Origin of the sequence: Nostoc sp. MS1, from assembly GCF_019976755.1 — a bacterium.
In the GTDB taxonomy this organism is placed as follows: domain Bacteria; phylum Cyanobacteriota; class Cyanobacteriia; order Cyanobacteriales; family Nostocaceae; genus Trichormus.
Window position 1 is genome coordinate 4329467 of the sequence record NZ_AP023441.1, and the last position, 20779, is coordinate 4350245.

Annotated in this window: 17 protein-coding genes; 8 read left to right on the forward strand and 9 right to left on the reverse strand. The window is 41.3% G+C overall.

Translation table 11 applies throughout. The annotated features are described in order from the left end of the window. Positions 1-17: 17 nt before the first annotated feature. On the reverse strand, positions 18-1334 hold the full coding sequence (locus NSMS1_RS18775) for an NAD(P)/FAD-dependent oxidoreductase (RefSeq protein WP_224086294.1): 1317 nt from the start codon (positions 1332-1334) through the stop codon (positions 18-20). Between the two features lie 343 nt (positions 1335-1677). Between NSMS1_RS18775 and NSMS1_RS18780 the strand changes: the two genes are divergently transcribed. The 3 genes from NSMS1_RS18780 (at position 1678) to NSMS1_RS18790 (ending at position 5681) form a co-directional block, all read left to right on the forward strand. Further along, on the forward strand, positions 1678-1908 hold the full coding sequence (locus tag NSMS1_RS18780) for a NifU family protein (protein WP_224086295.1): 231 nt from the start codon (positions 1678-1680) through the stop codon (positions 1906-1908). A 284-nt stretch (positions 1909-2192) separates the two neighbouring features. Then, complete coding sequence (locus NSMS1_RS18785; RefSeq protein ID WP_224086296.1) at positions 2193-4427, forward strand: glycoside hydrolase; 2235 nt, start codon at positions 2193-2195, stop codon at positions 4425-4427. Positions 4428-4631: 204 nt separating this feature from the next. Continuing rightward, positions 4632-5681 (forward strand): serine/threonine-protein kinase, encoded by a 1050-nt coding sequence (locus NSMS1_RS18790; RefSeq protein ID WP_224086297.1) that lies wholly within the window; start codon positions 4632-4634, stop codon positions 5679-5681. Between the two features lie 28 nt (positions 5682-5709). Here the strand turns inward: NSMS1_RS18790 and pip are convergent, their stop codons facing one another. Further along, a complete protein-coding gene (gene pip / locus NSMS1_RS18795) occupies positions 5710-6654 on the reverse strand; it encodes a prolyl aminopeptidase (protein WP_224086298.1) in 945 nt (314 codons plus the stop codon). A 246-nt stretch (positions 6655-6900) separates the two neighbouring features. On the opposite strand from pip, the gene trpS reads away from it, so the two are divergent. Next, a complete protein-coding gene (gene trpS / locus NSMS1_RS18800; RefSeq protein ID WP_224086299.1) occupies positions 6901-7908 on the forward strand; it encodes a tryptophan--tRNA ligase in 1008 nt (335 codons plus the stop codon). Positions 7909-8182: 274 nt separating this feature from the next. After that, positions 8183-9274: a threonine synthase gene (gene thrC / locus NSMS1_RS18805; protein ID WP_224086300.1), complete on the forward strand. Its 1092-nt coding sequence runs from the start codon at positions 8183-8185 to the stop codon at positions 9272-9274. A 132-nt stretch (positions 9275-9406) separates the two neighbouring features. Here the strand turns inward: thrC and NSMS1_RS18810 are convergent, their stop codons facing one another. The 3 genes from NSMS1_RS18810 to NSMS1_RS18820 form a co-directional block, all read right to left on the reverse strand. Then, complete coding sequence (locus NSMS1_RS18810) at positions 9407-10957, reverse strand: GAF domain-containing sensor histidine kinase (RefSeq protein WP_224095273.1); 1551 nt, start codon at positions 10955-10957, stop codon at positions 9407-9409. A gap of 490 nt (positions 10958-11447) precedes the next feature. Next, positions 11448-11726, reverse strand: a complete 279-nt coding sequence (locus tag NSMS1_RS18815) for a DUF2442 domain-containing protein (RefSeq protein ID WP_224086301.1) — start codon at positions 11724-11726, stop codon at positions 11448-11450. A gap of 3 nt (positions 11727-11729) precedes the next feature. Next, positions 11730-11990, reverse strand: coding sequence for a DUF4160 domain-containing protein (locus tag NSMS1_RS18820; RefSeq protein ID WP_224086302.1), 261 nt, complete (start codon positions 11988-11990; stop codon positions 11730-11732). 192 nt (positions 11991-12182) lie between these two features. Here NSMS1_RS18820 and NSMS1_RS18825 point away from each other — a divergent pair, with 192 nt between their 5' ends. Then, the gene (locus NSMS1_RS18825) at positions 12183-13565 is read left to right on the forward strand and encodes a hypothetical protein (RefSeq protein WP_224086303.1); all 1383 of its coding nucleotides are present in this window, start codon (positions 12183-12185) and stop codon (positions 13563-13565) included. 139 nt (positions 13566-13704) lie between these two features. Here the strand turns inward: NSMS1_RS18825 and NSMS1_RS18830 are convergent, their stop codons facing one another. The 4 genes from NSMS1_RS18830 to NSMS1_RS18845 form a co-directional block, all read right to left on the reverse strand. Beyond that, positions 13705-15108: a ferredoxin:protochlorophyllide reductase (ATP-dependent) subunit N gene (locus NSMS1_RS18830; protein WP_224086304.1), complete on the reverse strand. Its 1404-nt coding sequence runs from the start codon at positions 15106-15108 to the stop codon at positions 13705-13707. A gap of 141 nt (positions 15109-15249) precedes the next feature. Next, a complete protein-coding gene (locus NSMS1_RS18835) occupies positions 15250-15999 on the reverse strand; it encodes a DUF5331 domain-containing protein (RefSeq protein WP_224086305.1) in 750 nt (249 codons plus the stop codon). Positions 16000-16027: 28 nt separating this feature from the next. Next, the gene (bchL, locus tag NSMS1_RS18840) at positions 16028-16894 is read right to left on the reverse strand and encodes a ferredoxin:protochlorophyllide reductase (ATP-dependent) iron-sulfur ATP-binding protein (RefSeq protein WP_224086306.1); all 867 of its coding nucleotides are present in this window, start codon (positions 16892-16894) and stop codon (positions 16028-16030) included. A 727-nt stretch (positions 16895-17621) separates the two neighbouring features. Continuing rightward, a complete protein-coding gene (locus NSMS1_RS18845; RefSeq protein WP_224086307.1) occupies positions 17622-17885 on the reverse strand; it encodes a TIGR02450 family Trp-rich protein in 264 nt (87 codons plus the stop codon). A 141-nt stretch (positions 17886-18026) separates the two neighbouring features. On the opposite strand from NSMS1_RS18845, the gene NSMS1_RS18850 reads away from it, so the two are divergent. Both NSMS1_RS18850 and NSMS1_RS18855 read left to right on the forward strand, forming a co-directional pair. Beyond that, the gene (locus tag NSMS1_RS18850; RefSeq protein ID WP_224086308.1) at positions 18027-20309 is read left to right on the forward strand and encodes an ATP-binding protein; all 2283 of its coding nucleotides are present in this window, start codon (positions 18027-18029) and stop codon (positions 20307-20309) included. Continuing rightward, positions 20306-20779 carry a response regulator gene (locus tag NSMS1_RS18855; RefSeq protein ID WP_224086309.1) on the forward strand — a complete coding sequence of 158 codons (474 nt, stop codon included), beginning with the start codon at positions 20306-20308 and terminating at the stop codon, positions 20777-20779. The genes NSMS1_RS18850 and NSMS1_RS18855 overlap by 4 nt, the downstream gene beginning before the upstream one ends.

Consider the following 20779-nt stretch of genomic DNA (forward strand, 5'->3'; position numbering starts at 1 on the left):
GATTGCAGAGATGGAAATCAACGTGATTCTTGTAGATAATGCACATCTGCTTGAGTATTCTGGACACTCTTGCGTTTAGGAGCAAGAATTAAACGAACGTGGCGATCGCTAAATAAATAAGTATGTAGCCAAGTCAGTAACACTAGTAATCTGCTGCGATAGCCAGGGAGGTAAACTAAATGAACCCCCAGCCACATCAACCATGCCAAGAAGCCTGTAAACGCAACCGTGCCAATTTTCCCCACACCTGAATAACAGCCAATAATCGCCAACCTACCTTTGTTGAAATAGCTAAAAGGCTTTGGTGATTTACCTCTAATTTGCAGCCGGATATTCCGCGCTACCGCCACACCTTGCTGGAGTGCTTCCGGCGCAACTCCAGATAATGACTTACCCTTCTGTTCCACATAAGCCAAATCTCCAACTGCATACACATTGGGATGTTCCAACACTTGTAGAGTGGGATGCACTACTATTTTGCTTTTATGCGCTACAGCTAACTCCTCGGAAACTCCGGGGAGGTTGGCTTCTAAACCAGCCGTCCAAATCACGGTTTTGGAGGGGATAATTTCTTCGTTTTCCAGATGAACAAATCCATCGGTAACTTGACTGACTCTAGTTTGCAAATAAACTTCCACCCTTAGCTGACGCAATTTTTTGTAGGTATGGACTCCTAACTTTTTTGGCAATTCCACTAACAAGCGATCGCCCGATTGCACCAAAACGATTCTCACTTCTCTAGAATCTATAGTGGAGTAATATCGGCGTAAGCAGCCTCGCACCATCTCAACTAATGCACCCGCCAACTCCACCCCAGTTGCACCACCGCCGACAATGGTAAAAGTTAGTAATTGTTGTCTTCTAGCTGCATCAGATTCTTGAATAGCTTCTTCAAAACACGAAAAGATTTGATTTCGTAGCGCCACAGCTTCTTCTAAACTTCGCATAGAAAAAGCATATTCTTCAGCACCGTCAACTCCCCAAAACTGAGTACGGCTACCAGTCGCCAGCACTAAAAAATCATAATTGATTGCACCATGAGTTGTTTTCACAACTTGCCCAGCAAAATCAATATACTCAACCTCAGCCATGAGAAACTGAACTTGAGGCTTTTGATATTGACAAAAGGAACCCCGTAAAATTGTGCGGATGGGGTAAGCAATGTACTCTGGTTCTATTTGTCCTGTCGCTACCTGATAAAGTAACGGAACAAAAGTATGATAATTATTGCGATCAATTAATAATACATCTGCACCAGAGTTAGCTAAAGATTGGGCAGCTTGTAAACCACCAAATCCAGCACCAACAATAACAACGCGGCGATTCCTCATCATTCCCCTCTTGATTGAGTTGGCTGGCTAAACTATTTAATGTTAAAAATTTGTAATAAATCGATATTATAGCAATTATAAATAAGTTGTTAGAAAATATACCCTATACCCAAAGGTATAGGGGTGTAAAGGCATAGGAAATGAAAAACCTTCATGTGCTTCTCCAGAGAATGTTGAGATTAGATATCATAGGTTTTGGAAGAAACACAATTTAGCAACAATTCGATCTAGGATCATCTTAAATAAAGCTCAAAATAAAATTTTGGCTGGGTAATGGGAAATTATAGAACCAATCTCTAAGACCCAAAGCCCAATTTACACCGTTAACTTATTAGGTATCAAGCACATGGAACTCACACTGGAAAACGTTGAAACCGTTTTAGATGAAATGCGTCCTTACCTGATTTCTGATGGCGGTAATGTGGAAGTTGTAGAACTCGATGGGCCGGTTGTTAAATTACGTTTACAAGGTGCTTGTGGTTCTTGTCCTAGCTCTACCATGACCTTGAGAATGGGTATTGAGCGCCGTCTGCGGGAAATGATTCCTGAAATTTCTGAAGTTGAACAGGTACTATAAGGACTAGGGATTTGGCAGGAGACAAGGATAAGGAGAGAGTAGGGGAAGATAAGCATAATCTTACCCTCCTGATCTCCCTTCATCCTCCTCATCTCCCGACTGGTGAGCGCAGTCGTACCACTCCGTGGAAGCAAGCTACGCGGAGCGTCTGTCTCCGACACGCTACGCGAACGCAGAGAACCACATCCCCATCCTGCGGGTACTCTGCGAGAACGCTTGCGCGAACGCGTAGCGTCTCGTAAGAGAAGCCAGTTACATCTTCCTTATTCCTCTACCAAATCCCTATGACTCACCCTCTTTACGTTGCATTTATCTGGCATCAACACCAACCGTTGTATAAATCTCCAGACAACGGCCTTTCTGAATTATCCAGTCAGCAGTATCGCCTGCCTTGGGTACGCCTACACGGTACGAAGGATTATTTAGATTTGGTGTTGATTTTGGAAAAGTACCCGAAATTACACCAGACGGTGAATTTAGTTCCTTCCTTAATTCTGCAACTAGAAGATTACATTGCGGGTACAGCTTTTGACCCTTACCTCACGGCTAGTCTGACACCCACTGAGCAACTGACTCAGCCACAAAAACAGTTTATCATTCAGCACTTTTTTGATGCTAATCACCACACCTTAATTGACCCTCATCCCCGGTATGCCGAGTTGTACTACCAAAGGCAGGAGAGAGGACAGGCTTGGTGTTTAGAGACTTGGCAATTACCTGATTACGGTGATTTGTTGGCGTGGCATAATTTGGCTTGGATAGACCCTCTGTTTTGGGATGACCCAGAGATTGAGGCTTGGTTAAAACAGGGGCGTAACTTTACATTAAGCGATCGCCAGCGTATCTATTCCAAACAGCGTGATATTCTCAGCCGCATTATACCCCAGCACCGGAAAATGCAGGAGTCGGGGCAATTGGAAGTTACCACTACACCCTACACTCACCCGATTTTACCTCTGTTAGCCGATACCAATTCTGGGCGGGTGGCAGTACCCAATATGACATTGCCTAATTCCCGGTTTCAGTGGACTGAAGATATTCCTCGTCATTTAAGAAAAGCTTGGGAATTATATTCAGATAGATTTGGGCAAGAACCGAGAGGTTTATGGCCTTCGGAACAATCTGTTAGTCCAGAGATACTGCCGTATATTATCAAACAAGGTTTTGAGTGGATTTGCTCAGATGAAGCCGTGTTAGGCTGGACGTTAAAACACTTCTTTCATCGGGATGGTGCAGGGAATGTAGAGCAACCAGAACTCTTGTATCGACCTTATCGCCTAGCAACTCCAGCCGGAGATTTAGCCATTGTCTTCCGTGATCATAGATTATCAGACTTGATTGGCTTTACCTATGGGGCAATGCCAGCCAAACAAGCAGCCGCCGACCTAGTGGGACATTTGCAGGCGATCGCCAAACAGCAAAGAGAACGCCCCAGCGAACAACCTTGGTTAGTTACCATCGCCTTAGATGGCGAAAACTGCTGGGAGTATTACCCCCAAGACGGCAAATTATTCTTAGAAGCTTTATATCAACGTTTAAGCGACGAACCTCATATTCAACTCGTTACTGTCTCCGAATTTTTGCAAAAATACCCAGCCACAGCCACCATCCCCGGAGAACAACTGCATAGCGGTTCCTGGGTTGACGGCAGCTTTACCACCTGGATTGGTGATCCTGCCAAAAACCGGGCGTGGGATTACCTGACGCAAGCGAGAATCATGCTGGCAAACCACCCAGAAGCCACAGAGGAAAATAATCCCGAAGCATGGGAAGCGTTATATGCTGCCGAGGGCTCGGACTGGTTTTGGTGGTTTGGCGAGGGACATTCCTCAAACCAAGATGCCATTTTTGACCAGTTGTTCCGAGAACATTTGTGTGGGCTTTACAAAGCCTTAAATGAACCCATCCCCGCCTATCTCAAGCAACCAGTAGAAGTTCATGCAGTCAAAACAGATCATTCTCCCACAAGCTTTATACACCCTGTAATTGATGGTAGTGGTGACGAACAAGACTGGGACAAAGCCGGACGGATAGAAGTAGGTGGGGCGCGAGGGACAATGCACAACAGCAGCGTTGTTCAACGCCTATGGTATGGCGTAGACCACTTGAATTTCTACTTACGACTAGACTTTAAAAGCGGTGTCACACCAGGAGGAGATTTACCTCCAGAATTAAACTTGTTGTGGTTCTATCCCGACCAAACAATGCACAACAGCCCAATTCCCTTGGCAGATGTGCCGGATCAAGATCCACTTAATTATCTGTTCCATCACCATTTGGAAATTAACTTGCTTACCCAATCAGTTCAGTTTCGGGAAGCCGCAGAAAATTATCAATGGCATCCCCGTGTCAGCCGCGCCCAAGTCGCTTTAGATAAATGTTTGGAAGTGGCGATACCTTGGGCAGATTTACAAATTCCGCCTGATTATCCTTTACGGATGATTGTCGTGCTTGCTGATGAAGGACGGTTTAGTAAGTATTTGCCGGAGAATGCTTTGATTCCGATTGAAGTGCCTTAATTGGAGTGGGGAGTGGGAGAGATGAAGGGGATGAGGGGGATGAGGGAGAAATGTTTACTCATTACCCATAACTCAGCACTCCTCACTCAGCACTCATCACTATATAACAACTCATATTGATTTAGTAAAGTCGCCGTAATGCTACTGGCATAGATGTAATTTTGAGGTTAGATTAATAACATCTTCAGTAGCTAGCGTTGGGCTATGAATCGCGTTTTGGGAAACATTACAAATTTACATCAGTACAATTTGCAGCAGAACCATCTGGTGCAAATGTGTGGCTCCAAAGACTTATTTTGCGATCGCTATCGCATTTTGCGAATATTAGGTAGGGGTGGTTTTGGCATCACATTCTTGGCGCAAGATGCTATGTTACCCGGAAATCCGTTATGTGTGATTAAGCAGCTTTGTCCAAAAGTTGCTAGTGCCAAAACTTGGCAAAACGCCTGTCAACGCTTTGAAAAGGAAGCCAAAACTCTAGCTAAACTTGGTAGCCATTCGCAAATTCCCATGCTGCTTAACTATTTTGAAGGTAATGGGGAGCTTTATTTAGTCCAAGAATACGTGCGTGGTTATACTTTGGCGCGGGAAGTTAAACAAAATGGGACAAAGACTGAAACAGAGGTAAAGCAATTTTTACAGGAATTACTGCCGATATTGCATTATCTTTATCAAAATCAAGTAATTCATCGAGATATTAAACCGCAAAACTTAGTGCGCTGTGCTGATGATGGACGGATAGTCTTAATAGATTTTGGTGCAGTTAAGGAACAGTTAGCTGATATATGTATAAATTCAGTTCATCAAGCCCAAACTAATTTTGTCGGGACAATGGGATTTGCACCACCAGAACAGTTTTCCTTACGTCCAGTTTATGCTAGTGATATTTATGCTTTAGGGATGACTTGTATTTATCTGTTAACTGGTAAATCTCCTGTAGAACTAGAAAATGACAGCCAAACCGGGGAGATACGCTGGCTCAATGACGTAAATGTCAGTCACAATTTTGCCAGAATTATCAGCAAGATGGTGAAAATGTCTTTAGATGAGCGTTTTCAGAAACCACAAGATGTCATTAAAGCTTTAAATTTAGCAACTGACTTGCCAAACTTGAGTGATTGTTTAACTAGCAAACCCTTAAGTACTAGATATCAAACAAAAGTAGAAACTACAGACAGTTACCTTCCTTCTGTAGCTAGAACTGCGATCGCTATTCGAGAATGGAAGGCTAAACTTAAGCAAAGATCAGTTTAAATTAATTCGTAATTCGTAATTAGGAAATTTAATCAGCAAATTTATCTGTAGCCTCAACCAAAGCACTGCGGATTCCCGTTTCACTCATAGAATGACCCGCATCAGGAACTACAATCAATTCAGCCTCCGGCCAAGCACGATGTAATTCCCAAGCTGAGGTCATCGGACAAACCACATCATAACGTCCCTGCACAATCACAGCCGGGATATTGCGGATATGATGAACATTTAATAATAGTTGATCCTCTGTCTTAAAAAATCCCTTATTCACAAAATAATGACATTCAATTCTGGCGAAAGCATCAGCAAAATTATCTGCACCGAAGGTTTGCATTAGCTGAGGATCAGGAAATAATCTGCTAGTGCTGGCTTCCCAAATTGACCAAGCACGCGCTGCTTTTAGTCGAATTTGCGAATCTGGGCTAGTTAAACGTTTATAATAAGCGCTGAGTAAATCATCACGTTCATCTACCGGAATTGGTTTAAGATATTCTTCCCAAGCATCAGGAAAAATATAACTAGCACCTTCTTGATAAAACCAACGTAGTTCTTTTTGCCTGAGTAAAAATATTCCCCGTAAAATTAATCCTAAACAACGCTCAGGATGAGTTTGGCTATAAGCTAATGATAAAGTGCTGCCCCAACTACCACCAAAAACTACCCACTTATCTATTCCTAAATGTTCTCGCAGTTTTTCAATATCATTAACTAAATCCCACGTTGTATTTTCTGTTAATTCCGCATGGGGTTGACTTTTACCGCAGCCGCGCTGGTCAAACATGATCAAGCGCCATTTTTCGGGATGAAAATACTGTCGATAAAATGGTGGACAGCCGCCACCAGGGCCACCATGCAGTAAAATTACAGGTTTACCTTGAGGATTTCCTGATTCTTCAAAATGTATTGTGTGTAATTGAGAGACTTGTAATTTACCTTCTTTATAAGGTTCTCGGAGTGGATAAAGTTCACGCATATTTATATCTAAAATAGTGACAGCACATTTTACCCTAGTAAATTATACAAGGGCAGGCAAGATGCCCACCCCACAAGATTTATCATATTAAATATGTAGTATATTTATTAACCCTCGCTCAAATCCAACCAATAGCACTGTTGACTATGGACTATTGACTAATGACTATTGACTAATGCCAAAATGAAATGGTTTTGCGATCGCCACTGTAATAAGGTGGGAATTTGAGATAACTAACTAGGATTTATGGGTAAGCAGCGCGTTCTGTCGGGAGTTCAACCAACTGGTAATCTACATTTAGGAAACTATTTAGGGGCGATACGCAACTGGGTAGAGATTCAAGACCAGTACGATAATTTCTTTTGTGTAGTGGATTTACACGCAATTACTGTACCGCATAATCCAGCTACATTAGCGGCAGACACTTATGCGATCGCTGCACTTTATTTAGCCTGTGGCATTGATTTACAATATTCCAACATCTTTGTCCAATCCCATGTCTCAGCCCACAGTGAACTGGCTTGGTTGCTTAACTGCATCACTCCCCTCAACTGGCTACAAGACATGATTCAGTTTAAGGAAAAAGCACTCAAGCAGGGAGAAAACGTCAGTGCAGGCTTGTTAATTTATCCAGTACTGATGGCGGCTGATATCTTGCTTTACCAAGCCGATAGAGTCCCGGTAGGAGAAGACCAAAAGCAACATTTGGAACTGACAAGGGATATTGTTAATAGATTTAATCATCAATTTGCCAAAGATGAACCTGTACTGAAACTACCAGACCCTTTAATTCGCAAGGAAGGGGCGCGGGTAATGAGTTTAACAGATGGGACACGGAAAATGTCCAAATCTGACTCCTCAGAGTTAAGCCGGATTAATCTTTTGGATACACCAGACCAGATTGCTAATAAAATTAAACGTTGTAAAACTGATCCAGTCAGAGGTTTAACATTTGACGACCCAGAACGCCCAGAATGTAATAATTTGCTAACGCTGTATATGCTCCTTTCTGGTAAGAAGAAGGAAGAAGTAGCAGCAGAATGTCAAGATATGGGCTGGGGACAATTTAAGCCACTGTTAACAGAAACAACAATTAACGCCCTCAAACCCATACAAGATAAATATCACCAAATCACAGCCGACAAAGGCTATCTAGAGTCAGTGTTGCGTGATGGGAGAGAAAAGGCTGAAGCCGTTGCTAATAAAACCTTAGCAGATGTGAAAGCAGCGATGGGGTATTCTGTGCCTGTGTAATTCGTAAGTAGTGAGTGCTGTTTGGGGTAGCGAAACCTGCCCTTGAAAGAGATTAGGGAGTGGGGAGTGGGGGGAACAGGGAGCAAGGGGAAAAATTATGGACTGTTGACTATGGACTAATGACTAAATTTCTTAAATTATCAGTGCAAGACTTGTACAAAAAGAGATAATATTAATCTTCTGGAAGGAAAAGTTGCAAAACATGTGTTTGTTTATTCTTTCCATTTATTAAAATCTTCCATATCCAATCCTTAGCGAAAAACTTTTAAATCCCGTGACTTTGAGCTTGTCTGTTGCTAAATCTCATAGCCAACCCTGGCCCGGACTGATAGAAGCCTATCGTGAGTATCTACCTGTTACTGAAAACACTCCAGTTGTGACATTGTTAGAAGGTAACACTCCCCTCATTCCCGTACCAGCGATCGCAGAACGTATCGGCAGACAAGTCACTGTGTTCGTAAAATACGATGGTCTTAACCCCACTGGCAGTTTCAAGGATAGGGGTATGACTATGGCGATTTCCAAAGCTAAGGAAGCTGGAGCCAAAGCTGTAATTTGTGCGAGTACAGGCAATACCTCAGCCGCCGCCGCAGCTTATGCTCGGCGTGGGGGAATGAAGGCTTTTGTCTTGATTCCCGATGGTTATGTAGCTTTGGGTAAGTTAGCGCAAGCACTACTCTATGGCGCGGAAGTTTTAGCAATTAAGGGTAATTTTGATAGAGCCTTAGAAATTGTCCGCGAGATGGCGGAAACCTACCCCATCACCTTAGTTAATTCGGTCAATCCCTACCGTTTGGAAGGGCAGAAAACAGGAGCCTTTGAGGTTGTCGATGCTCTAGGTAATGCCCCAGACTGGTTATGTATACCAGTGGGCAATGCAGGGAACATCACAGCATATTGGATGGGTTTTTGTCAATATCATCAAGTCGGGAAATGCGATCGCCTACCCCGAATGATGGGATTCCAAGCCGCAGGTGCAGCACCCTTAGTCAATGGACAACCTGTCGCCCATCCTGAAACCATCGCCACAGCCATTCGCATTGGCAACCCCGCAAGCTGGGATAAAGCGATCGCTGCCCAAACAGCCAGTCAGGGCAACTTTAACGCCGTCACCGATGAAGAAATCCTCGATGCCTACCGCCTGTTAGCATCATCAGAAGGTATTTTCTGTGAACCCGCCAGCGCTGCTTCCGTCGCCGGCTTATTGAAAGTCAAAGACCAAGTACCAACAGGCGCTACAGTAGTCTGTATCCTCACTGGTAACGGTTTAAAAGACCCAGATACCGCAATTAAACACAGCAATAGCCAGTTTAAACAAGGTATTGAGGCAGATTTAGGATCTGTAGCCAAAGCGATGGGATTTTGAGAGGCTAATGGCTCTTGCTAATTCGTAATTCGTAATTAAGAGACGCAGATGTAGCAAGTATTTCTTGGCTGCATCTGTTGTTTATTTTTGGAGAATTGATATTACTCAATCCTCAGCACTCCCCACTCCCTACTAAATCTCGCTGACTTCGGAAGTTGTAGGTACTTGTAAAGGTAAACTGAGCAAATAGCGATGCCCTGATTCTGGTGAACCTTGAATGGAAATTTGTCCACCATGCAGTTCTGCCAATTGACAACTCAACAATAAACCTAAGCTTTCACGAGACAAACTTGCTTTCCCTTTGGTTGAGTTATCATTAGTGTCTACATCCAAAGTATTAGAGAAAGAATCACCCAACGTTTGTAACTTCTCCAGTGTCATTGGTACACCTCCTACTTCTTCTCGAAATTCAGCAGGTATATCATAAAGGTCTGCTTCACTGGGTAAATCCATTACAGATAATGAATTAAGTCTTAAGTAAGGGTCAACATCAGTGATACCATCTCCCAACCAAGGATGGGAAACCCAAACTGTTAAATTAAGCGTATTTTCTTTATATGAAACATGAATACGCACAATACTACCAGTAGCAGACAATTGAATCACACTGAAAATTAAGTGATACAACATTTGCCGCACTTTGTCTTTATCTAAAGGCCAAATACGGCTACGTCCTGGTTCTATAGATAAACGAATATCTTGTTCTCGACGGTTAGCAGCTTCTTCTAAAGTATTGATTGCTTGTTGGCATAACATTTCAATATCTACAGGCGCGATATTGAGTATATGGGCGTTTTCATCGATTGCGCCTAATTCGGCAATTTCATTCACCAGAGAAAGTAAATACCGCCCACTATGTTGGATGATATCTACATATTCTCGCTGCTTAGTAGATAATGGCCCATAAATCTCTCGCCCTAAAACACTCGCCATCCCTAATACAGATGTCAAAGGTGTCCGTAATTCCTGGGTGAGTTGGGCTAAAAGTTCGATTTTGACTTGCTTTGTTGAATCAGGACGTTTTTCTACACTAGGTGATGTAACCTTAATATTATTAACTTCTTCATGAATTGTGAAGCTTGGAGCGCTCTTGAAGCTACTTGGCTCTGGTTTTCCTTGCATGAGTAGGCGGTTACGCTCAAACTCACTCATGCTCCAACGAGCGATAATTTGTAAAAATTCAATATCTCTGGTTGTAAAGTTGCGCGGTACTAAATCCATGACAGCTAATGCACCAAGGCAATTGCCAGCCGCATCAATTAAGGGTGCGCCTAAATATGCACGAATGCCATAGTCCTGAATTAACTTACCAGGCGCAAGTGCAGGATTAGTAATTTTATGAGTATCATTGATGGCAAGTATTTGATGACTCTCCACTACTTGGGTGCAGAAAGATTCCTGGCGCATCAACTGACGACTTTGCGCTAGTTGATTCATCAGCCCCAGTCTAGATAAACCTATCGCCGATTTAAACCAATGACGCTCTTGATCTATGAAACCCAAAATAGAAATAGGTGCTTCCAAAAAATGAGCAGCAGTTTGAGTCGCCTCTTCAAAGACTGGTATCGTTTCTGGTTGTCGCAAACCTAATTCTAATAGCGCTTTGAGACGTTGTTGTTCTCTGGAGTCTTGAGAAACCCAACCATCTTTGAGGGCAAATAACTTGTTTTCCGGCTCTAACATCGCCACTGCTACCTTAATAAATGCTAGATAATGTAATTTATATAACCGCTAAATATTGGGTTATTATTTCCTATCCTTCATAATTCCCCAATTTGACTGCTGATAAACACGTTGGGAAGAAAATTTTTCTACACCTAAAAAAATAAAGTGCAGGTAACTATGTATTATGTCTTATCAGTAATTATTGCACGACAGTATATTAACCTAATTATTGTTTGAGTTTTAAATAGCAGATAGTGTTAGTTTACAATTTTAAATGGGTATAATAATTAATATTTTTTTGGCGATCGCTAGTTGATGAGTGAGTGCGATCGTTAATTTTCACATTAGATATATTCCCATAACATTAAACGCATTAACCAATTTAGAAATAATTAATAACGTCTTATTCATCATAGTGATATTTACAGGACAGCCTTTTGTTTAATTCCACTCAGCCTAGCTTATATGTACTCTAGTCTACTTATTATTTAAAGCTTATTTGCTTACTTTATTCAATAAAACTTGTTTCATATTTGGGTATAGATTGTTGAGTAACTACAGCATATAAAACATCAGGATCTAAGTCTGCCCCATTATCCCAGTGTATTGTTCCCCATTCACGATTAACCTTAACACTTTTAAAATATTCAATATCATTTAAACGTGCGAAAATCCCTGTAAATTCAATTAATTCTTTAAGATTTACCACTCCTGATTGTCCATCTTCAAACTTCAAATATAGTTGGTAATTATCTTGAGGAATAACTTCTATGATGTCTTGAAGCATAGTTTATTCTAAAGGTTCAATTTTTGTTAATGGGTCATTTTGTCTTGCAAATTGCCAGTTTTCTAAAAGTTCAGACTTGTGCAGAGTTGCCCACTCAATTACTAAATCCCGAACTCTAGGAGTAAGTTGACCTTCTAGAATTGTCAAACTTTCTATCTCAATGATTGCCTTTTGTTGATTATAGCGTACATGAAAATGAGGCGGCGGGTGATCATTGTAGTACATAGTAATAATAATTCCCAAAAAACGACATATCTCTGGCATAATGTTAATTCCTAATTTCTATCATTTTAATACTCTGGCGATCGCTCCTATTCTCCCCTATATTTTTATACTCCTAGCTTATAAGATAAACCCCAACCCAAACTGGGAATACTAACTAGAGTTATAGCTACCAGTTACTTAAATACAAGGTGGCTATTTATTCAGAAAAAGTTTAGCAGTGAGGAGAATATTGTGAGTTTACCAGTAACAGTAACATTCATGCTTGCTGATTGGATTGTCAAAGGATTAGCAAATGGAAGCTTAGAACGAGTTGGAGGTGTAATTCGAGAGGTAGTCAGTAAGCAAGTTGTTACTTGGTTAAGAGACATACCTAATAATTCTCCAATACAAAATAATTCCTCTAACAATTTACTCAATCTTATGTTTTCTGGAGTAAATCTAGTTGCTTCAGGTGCTAACGCTGCTGTGACAGGAAAGGGTTTAGCAAATGTTAACGAGCGTTTAGGCGGACTTGAACAAACAAATTTAGGCAATCTTGCTGTTTCAGGAGGAAATTTAGTTGCAACTGTTGCTAATGCTGCTTTGACAGGAAAAGGTTTAGCAGATGTTAACGGACGCTTAGGTGGTATTGAAAATCAATTACAGGAACTAGGGCAGAATTTACAATTAACTCAAGGAATTTTACATGTAACTACTGCTACTAGTATATTTAACCTTGGTGTTTCAGTGATGGGCTTTGCTCTAATAGCACAACGTCTTAAGGAATTAGAACAACGTTTACAAGAAGCGCAAGAGTTATTAATCAAAATAAATCGAAAAATTGACCTTAGTTTTTATGCTAATTTTCGTGCTGCTATTGAATTAGCAATTAATGCTTTTACAATGACTAAACCTGAAAATCGTAGAAGTAGCGCTTTACAAGCAATTAATAGGTTTTTAGAAGCAGAACATATTTACACAGAATTTACGGATATCGAAATTGAACAACAAAGCCAAATTGCGGATGAATATCTTCTTACTCTATCTTTAGCATACCTAGCTGAAACACGTTGTTATTTAGAATTAGAAGAACATGAAACAGCATTACGTCGTTTTCAAGAAGGATCAAGAGTAATTCGTTCTCGTATTCAAAAGTATGTCGATATTCTTCTGACTTCTAACCCAGCAGCATATCTACAACCTCATTTAAAAGGTCAAACTGATTTAAAAAGATTAACCAGAATTTACCAATGGATCGATACAAATCTAGATGAAAATGATGTATTTGAAATGCACAGAGAAAATCTATTTAGGATAGCACAAGATCATAATAAATGGATAGAATCACTACCACAAGCAATCTTAAGTCGTGTTGAAGTTCAAGGAGGCTGGCTTGGCCCCAATTCTAATGATTTAAAACGAGAAGCGGATAAACGACTTCCTCAAATGCTAGAAGTTATGGAATCTATGATAGAAACCAATTGTCGTTTTGAATCATATCAAACAGAAATACAAGCAATATCTCAACTTGGTATTAGCTTTCATGAATGGCTAAAACTATCCCCATCCTCAGAAACAAAACCCGAAGGTGCAGAATTAATGTTTATTATTCCTTCAACACCTTTACAAATATAATCTCTACACTTCTTATTTCCTTTGCGCCTACCCTGCGGGTTCCGCTTTAGCGGTATGCGTGAAATAAAAAAGGCGAACCTTAATGTTCGCCTTAAATACTCTTTCCTCTGTGTTTCTGTGTCTCTGTGGTTTATAAAACCTAAATCTTCGCCTCCTCCCTTACCAACTTATCCCAACCCAAATCTTTCAAATTATTATTACGACGTAGCGGACGAGTTACCAATTCCAAAATGTCACGCGCATTGGTAAAGCCGTGAATTTGAGCAAAAGTAAACTCCACCGACCACTTAGTATTAATACCCCGCGCTTCCAATGGGTTAGCATGAGCCATACCAGTAATTACTAAATCTGGTTTCAACTCATAAATTCGCTGTACTTGATTATAGTTATCTGGCTTCTCGACAATCTTCGGCAAGGGTACGCCCATTTCCTCACAAGCTTTTTCCAGCATTGCCAACTCAGCAGCTTGGTAACGCTTATCCATGTAAGGAATGCCAACTTCTTGAACAGTCATTCCACAGCGCACTAAGAACCGCGCTAAGGAGACTTCCAATAAGTTATCACCCATGAAGAATACAGACTTACCACGAATAAGTTTTACATAATCTTCCAAACCAGCCCAAATTTGCGCTTCCCTTTCTTCCAAACCTTGAGGTGTAATACCAAACACAGAGCAAATTTTTTCTATCCAAGCACGGGTTCCATCTGGGCCGATGGGGAAGGGTGCGCCGATGAGTTTGCATTTGCGACGACGCATCAAGGTTGTGGCTGTACGGCTGAGGAAGGGGTTAACACCAGCAACATAATAACCTTCTTCCAGCACTGGTAATTCTGTAAAGCGTTTAGCGGGTAGCCAGCCGGAAACTTTAATACCTTGTTTTTTTAATTCTAAAGTTAACTGAGTCACCACAGGATCAGGAAGGGAACCAAACAGAACCAGAGGAGGATGGTCTACATATTCTGATTCTTCTTGGGCTACATCTTCTTTCTTCTTGCCGAAGTTTAAAAGCTTTTGAATGGCATTACGTTCGTTTTTCTCTGCTTCTGCTACTGGTGATTTATCTGGACAACGGTTAGCCATTGCGGCGAGAACTGTGTCTTCCCCTTGGGTAAAGGCGTAATCTAAGCCGTTAGCACGGGCAACCACAATAGGAATGCCGATTTCGCCTTCCAGCTTGGGTGCAAGCCCTTCCAAATCCATTTTGATGATTTCGGTGGTGCAAGTGCCAATCCACACAATGACGCTAGGGTTGCGATCGCGCTTTATTTGGTCGCACAATCTTTTCAACTCCTCATAATCATTCAATTGTGCGGAAATATCTCCCTCTTCCAACTCTGCCATTGCATAGCGGGGTTCTGCAAAAATCATGACCCCCATCGCATTTTGCAGAAAGTACCCACAGGTTTTAGTGCCAATTACCAAAAAGAAACTATCTTCTATTTTTTGGTATAACCACGCCACACAGCTAATTGGGCAGAAGGTATGGTAATTGCCAGTTTCACACTCAAAGTTTAAAGCTGTTGGTTCTTGCGCAATGGTCATTTTGGTTATCTCCCCTTTTAAATTAAAAGCAGGAATTGGAGGGGAGTGGGGAGTGGGGAATGGTAATTTTACCCTACTCCCTACTGCCTATTCCCTATTCCCTTTTCTTGGCACATAGCACCAACTACCAATCCCTTGTATTTATGCGTTGGGGAAGAGACGGGCAATTTCCGATTCATCAAAAACGCCAGCCGGTAATTCTTCACCCAAAAAATCGTTATTATCTTCGGTCTTTTGCAGCGATGTCTCATCACCCCAAACATCAGATAACACATCACTGAAAGCATTTTCGTCTGGTGTGTTCAATTCACTGAGAATTTGTTCTTCCAGTTCTTCTGTTGATTCAGCGATGGTATCGAAGTTGACTTCATCAAAACCTTCTGTTTCCTTACCGTTTGTATGCTGGAACTGGTCTTGTAGTTTAGTTCCATTGGTAATAGAAATTTCCTCTAGGTCATTGAAGCTTGCTACTGCCTCAATTATTAGTGTTTGGTGTTCAGAATCTAGCCCAAAGCCATTTGTTTGGGTGCTTGCCAAAGTTTCATCTTGGATATTGTCTTCAATTGCTGACTCGTACTGATGTGTTTCTTCTTCTTCTTGAGGAACTGAATGATTACCCAATACGATATCTGGGTCAAAATTTAACTCCAGTACCTCAATCAAGGTATCGGCATCAGGATTCAATTTAGAAAAAGGAAACATTAGCTGGGCTAGTTTTGGTTCCAGTGCATTGACTACCCCCAGGATGAGGTAAGAGGGTGGCCGCTTGCCACCGTCTGGCGTATAAACTGACTCCACTTCCATGTGGAGTTTTATCCAGTCACGGTTAGCTTGGAAGAATTGCAACCACTTCTGTTTTATCGAATCTGTAAAACTATTAAAGAAAGCCATATTGACCCCATCCTGAAAATCAGATGATTTATACAATCATCAAGTCTAATTCCTCTTCAGGATTAGGAACCTGGGGTTTACGCGGATTTAAATAAAAATCTGATAATAAAGAGAATAATTCACGATCAGGGGCATCATTGGGAACAACTCCTTCAGGACGCGCTAAAATCTGGTCGGCAATGTTGAGGTAGTAGTCGCAAACGTAGTTCAGGGAAGGATCTGACTCTGCCATTTCAAATAAAGTTTTACCTTTAACGCGGGAAACGCGAATATCTTCAATTAAGGGTAAAACTTCCAAAACTGGCATTGGCACAGCTTCTATATATTTTTCAATCAAGTCGCGCTTGGAAGTACGGTTGCCAATCAACCCAGCTAAACGCAGGGGATGAGTCCTGGCTTTCTCTCGCACTGAAGCCGCAATCCGATTTGCTGCAAACAAGGCATCAAAGCCATTATCTGTAACAATCATGCAGTAATCAGCGTAGTTGAGGGGTGCAGCAAAACCACCACAAACCACATCACCAAGAACGTCAAACAAGATGACATCGTATTCATCAAAAGCGTTGAGTTCTTTTAGTAATTTTACAGTTTCACCTACGACATAACCGCCACATCCAGCACCCGCAGGTGGGCCGCCAGCTTCTACGCAGTCTACACCACCATAGCCTTTATAAATGACATCCTCTGGCCAGACATCTTCATAGTGATAATCTTTCTCTTGCAGGGTGTCGATAATTGTGGGAATCAAAAACCCGGTGAGAGTGAAGGTACTGTCATGTTTAGGATCGCACCCGATTTGCAGCACTTTCTTACCGCGTTTGGCTATGGCGACGGATATATTACAGCTAGTTGTGGATTTACCTATTCCACCTTTTCCGTAGACTGCTAGTTTCACTGTGCTTGCCTCTTATCGTTTTTTATCAAACCTTGTGGCTAAAACATTTGCCTTCACCTAGCCGCAGTTGGCAATGTGTGAGGTATGTGATCGTGATTATTGACTATTTCTCTCGAAAAATAAAGGGGTGGTAAATATGCAAGATGTAGATATTAGCCGTAAAAACTCAATAAATAGAGCAATAAGGTTTATATCCATTTAAGTAGCTATAAATATCTTTTAAAATTAATAAAACAATATTTATACTCAAATTAAATAAAAAGAGTAACAAAAGACAAAAAGCTATGTTTCATACAATTTAAGAGTTTTGACAGATTTAATCAACTCTAAAAGCCGCATTTTAGTGTAATGAGAGCTATCGCCATTAAAATCATGAGTTTGTGGTTAAGAAAAAATCCTCTCTTTGTGGAAGGTACAGTGTACACACAAGTCTGATAATCCATTATCCATAAGGTTTTTATCTCCCCAAGCTACATTTGAAAAAAGAGGGACTTAGGGGGATAAATCTACATTTTGTTCGTAACTCTAAGATTTGTGTACACTGTATCCTTGTGGGGATAAGTTGATCGCCTTGATGTGAAGTAGAGAATTTATAGCTTTAGCACTCTCAAAATCTCAATAATTTAGGGCGCTCATGATGCCTACCCAGAAGATAAATAGTTATTGATTAGTTAACAAGCATGATGTTGTAAAAAATTATTAATTTATCAATAAATATGCTCTTAGCTCATTCCCTACTCCCCACTGCCTTATCTGCTTCCTCAATTTCTTGCAATGATTGCCAGCCGGCTTGCCACTGGAAACCATCTTGTAACAACTTGGCGTTGAGCCAAAAGCGGATTTTGGGGTCACAAGCTGCGACCATCTCGGCATAAACCCATTTACCTTGATTTTTGCGGTTAACTACCTGAAAGTGTCGCCAACCATCTATTTTCTTTGTTGCTGTCCACTTGGAGCCAACTAGGTAAGGAAATTTCTGTTTTTTAGTCATTAGTCATTAGTCCATAGTCAACAGTCTTGCACTGTGTTTGAAATTTAACCACGTTACAGCCTAAGATAACGGCAATTGGCTAATTGAGAATATTTTTTATTCTTACTCATTCATTTTATTTTAATTTCTAATGAGAAATTTATGTCTACTCCTAAAAGCGATGGAAAAATAGGAAAACAAGGTTTGGTTGATGAAGTGGTTGATTTGACAAACTGTGACCAAGAACCGATTCATATTCCAGGGTTAGTCCAACCTCATGGGGTTATTTTAGTATTACAAGACCCTTCCCTAAAAATTATTCAAGTAAGTAGTAATTCGCAAGAAATAATTGGGCAAAAACCAGATAAATTGCTAGGCAAACCCCTGTCATACTTATTGGATGTTAAGCAAATTAATAAGATTCAGCAGTGTTTGAGCGAAGATTTTGAAAGTATTAATCCCATAAATATTTCTATTACAATTTTCAAAAGATCAATTGATTTTGATGGGATTGTGCATCGTTTAGATGAGACAATTATTCTAGAAATAGAGCCACAAAAAGTAAAGGTAAAAACTAACTTTTTTGACTTTTATAATCAGGTGAAGGGAACAATTACGCGCATTCAGAAAGCACCCACTTTGCTAGAAATGTGCCAAATTGTTGTCAAGGAAATCCGGCGTATCACTGATTTTGAGCGCGTTATGGTCTACCGCTTTGACCCAGAAGGTGCAGGTAGTGTCATTGCTGAAGATACTGACCAAGAAACACCTTATCTCGATTTACGCTACCCGGCCTCTGATATTCCCAAGCAAGCCCGACATCTCTACACCCTCAACTGGTTACGCTTGATTCCCGATGCTAACTACCAACCTGTTCCTTTAATTCCAACAAATAATCCCATAACTAATCAGCCATTAGATTTAAGTCTAGCGGTGTTGCGGAGTGTGTCTCCAATTCACTTGGAATATATGCACAATATGGGCGTGACTGCTTCCATGTCTATTTCTCTGATGCAGAATCAAAAGCTTTGGGGATTAATTGCTTGTCATCATTCATCACCCAAGTATATTCCATATAATATTCGCACTGCTTGTGAGTTTATTGGGCAGGTGATGTCTGTAGAACTGGCAAACAAAGAGGCCAGCGAGGACATCGACTACAAAATGCAGTTAAAGGCTTTGCAAACTCAATTTGTTGAGGCTTTGTCCCAAGCTGAGTATTTATTAGATGGGATGGTGCAACTCAAATCTCAATTACTCCATTTGGTAAACGCTACGGGGGCGGTAATTTTCAGTGGTAAGCAGTATATTCATGTAGGTGAAACACCTTCAGAGGGTGAGGTTCAAGCTTTACTCGATTGGATTAAGCCGCATCTGCGTGAAAGTTTGTTTGAAACCCGATCGCTCTCTCAAGATTATCCCCCAGCCGCGTCGTATGCGGCGATCGCTAGTGGGGTTTTAGCACTAGAAATTTCGCGGGTTCATCGTAATTACATTCTCTGGTTCCGTCCAGAGGTGATTCAAACTGTGAATTGGGGTGGTAATCCTAATAAGCCTGTGGAAGTTTCCGCCGATGGTAGTTTACGCATGTCTCCGCGCAAATCTTTCGATTCGTGGCAAGAAACGGTGCGGGGTCGTGCTTTGCCGTGGAAATCTTGCGAAATTGCCGCAGTTTCCGAATTACGTAGCTTGATTGTCGGTATTGTGCTACGTCAAGCTGATGAATTAGCTTCGATGAACTTTGAATTACAACGCAGTAATGAAGAACTCGATTCTTTTGCTTACATTGCTTCCCACGACTTGAAAGAACCACTACGGGGTATTCACAATTACGCTAACTTCTTAATGGAAGATTATGCAGAGGTATTAAATGATGATGGGGTAGCGAAGTTGCAAACCCTGGTGCGTTTGACACAACGCATGGAAGACTTGATTAATTCCTTACTGCATTTCTCCCGCTTGGGACGCGCCGAACTGATGCGACAAACGGTAAACTTGAATGAGTTAGTACAGCAGGCGATCGCCACCTTGACAATTGCCCGACCACAAACTGAAGTAGAATTTCGCATACCCCAAACCTTACCCAACTTAGAATGCGATCGCGCCCAAGTTAATGAGCTTTTCACCAACTTGATCAGCAACGCGATTAAATATAATGATAAACCCCAAAAATGGGTAGAAATCGGCTATATTCAGCAGGAATTACCCTCCCCCATTTTCTACGTCCGTGATAACGGTATCGGTATCTCACCACAACACATTGAGAAAATTTTTCAGATTTTCCGCCGTTTACATGGACGCGATGAGTTTGGTGGCGGGACAGGCGCAGGATTAACCATTGCCCGAAAAATTGTGGAACGACATGGAGGCCGAATTTGGGTAGAATCTACACCAAATCAAGGTAGCACATTTTACTTTACGCTCTCGGCGGAGGAAATCTCTTGAACCGCGATTTAACCTTGTTTGTGCAGAAAAAGCCGCCACTTTTAGTTGTGGAAGATAGTAATGAAGACTTTGAGGCAGTGCAACGGTTTTTGCAGCGATCGCCCTTGACAATTCCTATCCAGAGGTGTGTGAACGGGGAGCAAGCCTTGGCGTTTCTTTATCGGACTGGCAACTATAGCGATCGCCAAAAATTCCCCCGTCCTGGCTTGATTTTGCTCGATTTAAATCTACCCGGAACCGATGGCAGAGAGGTATTGCGACGCATTAAAGAAGATGATAATTTAAAAACTATTCCAGTTGTAGTATTTACTACCTCTGATAACCCTAAAGATATTGATGACTGTTACAGATACGGAGTTAACAGTTATATCGTTAAACCGATCAACTTTGAGCAGCTAAAACGGGATGTGCAAACGCTAGTAAACTATTGGTTTGAAGTGACAACGCTGCCTGAGCGTTCAGAGGATTAA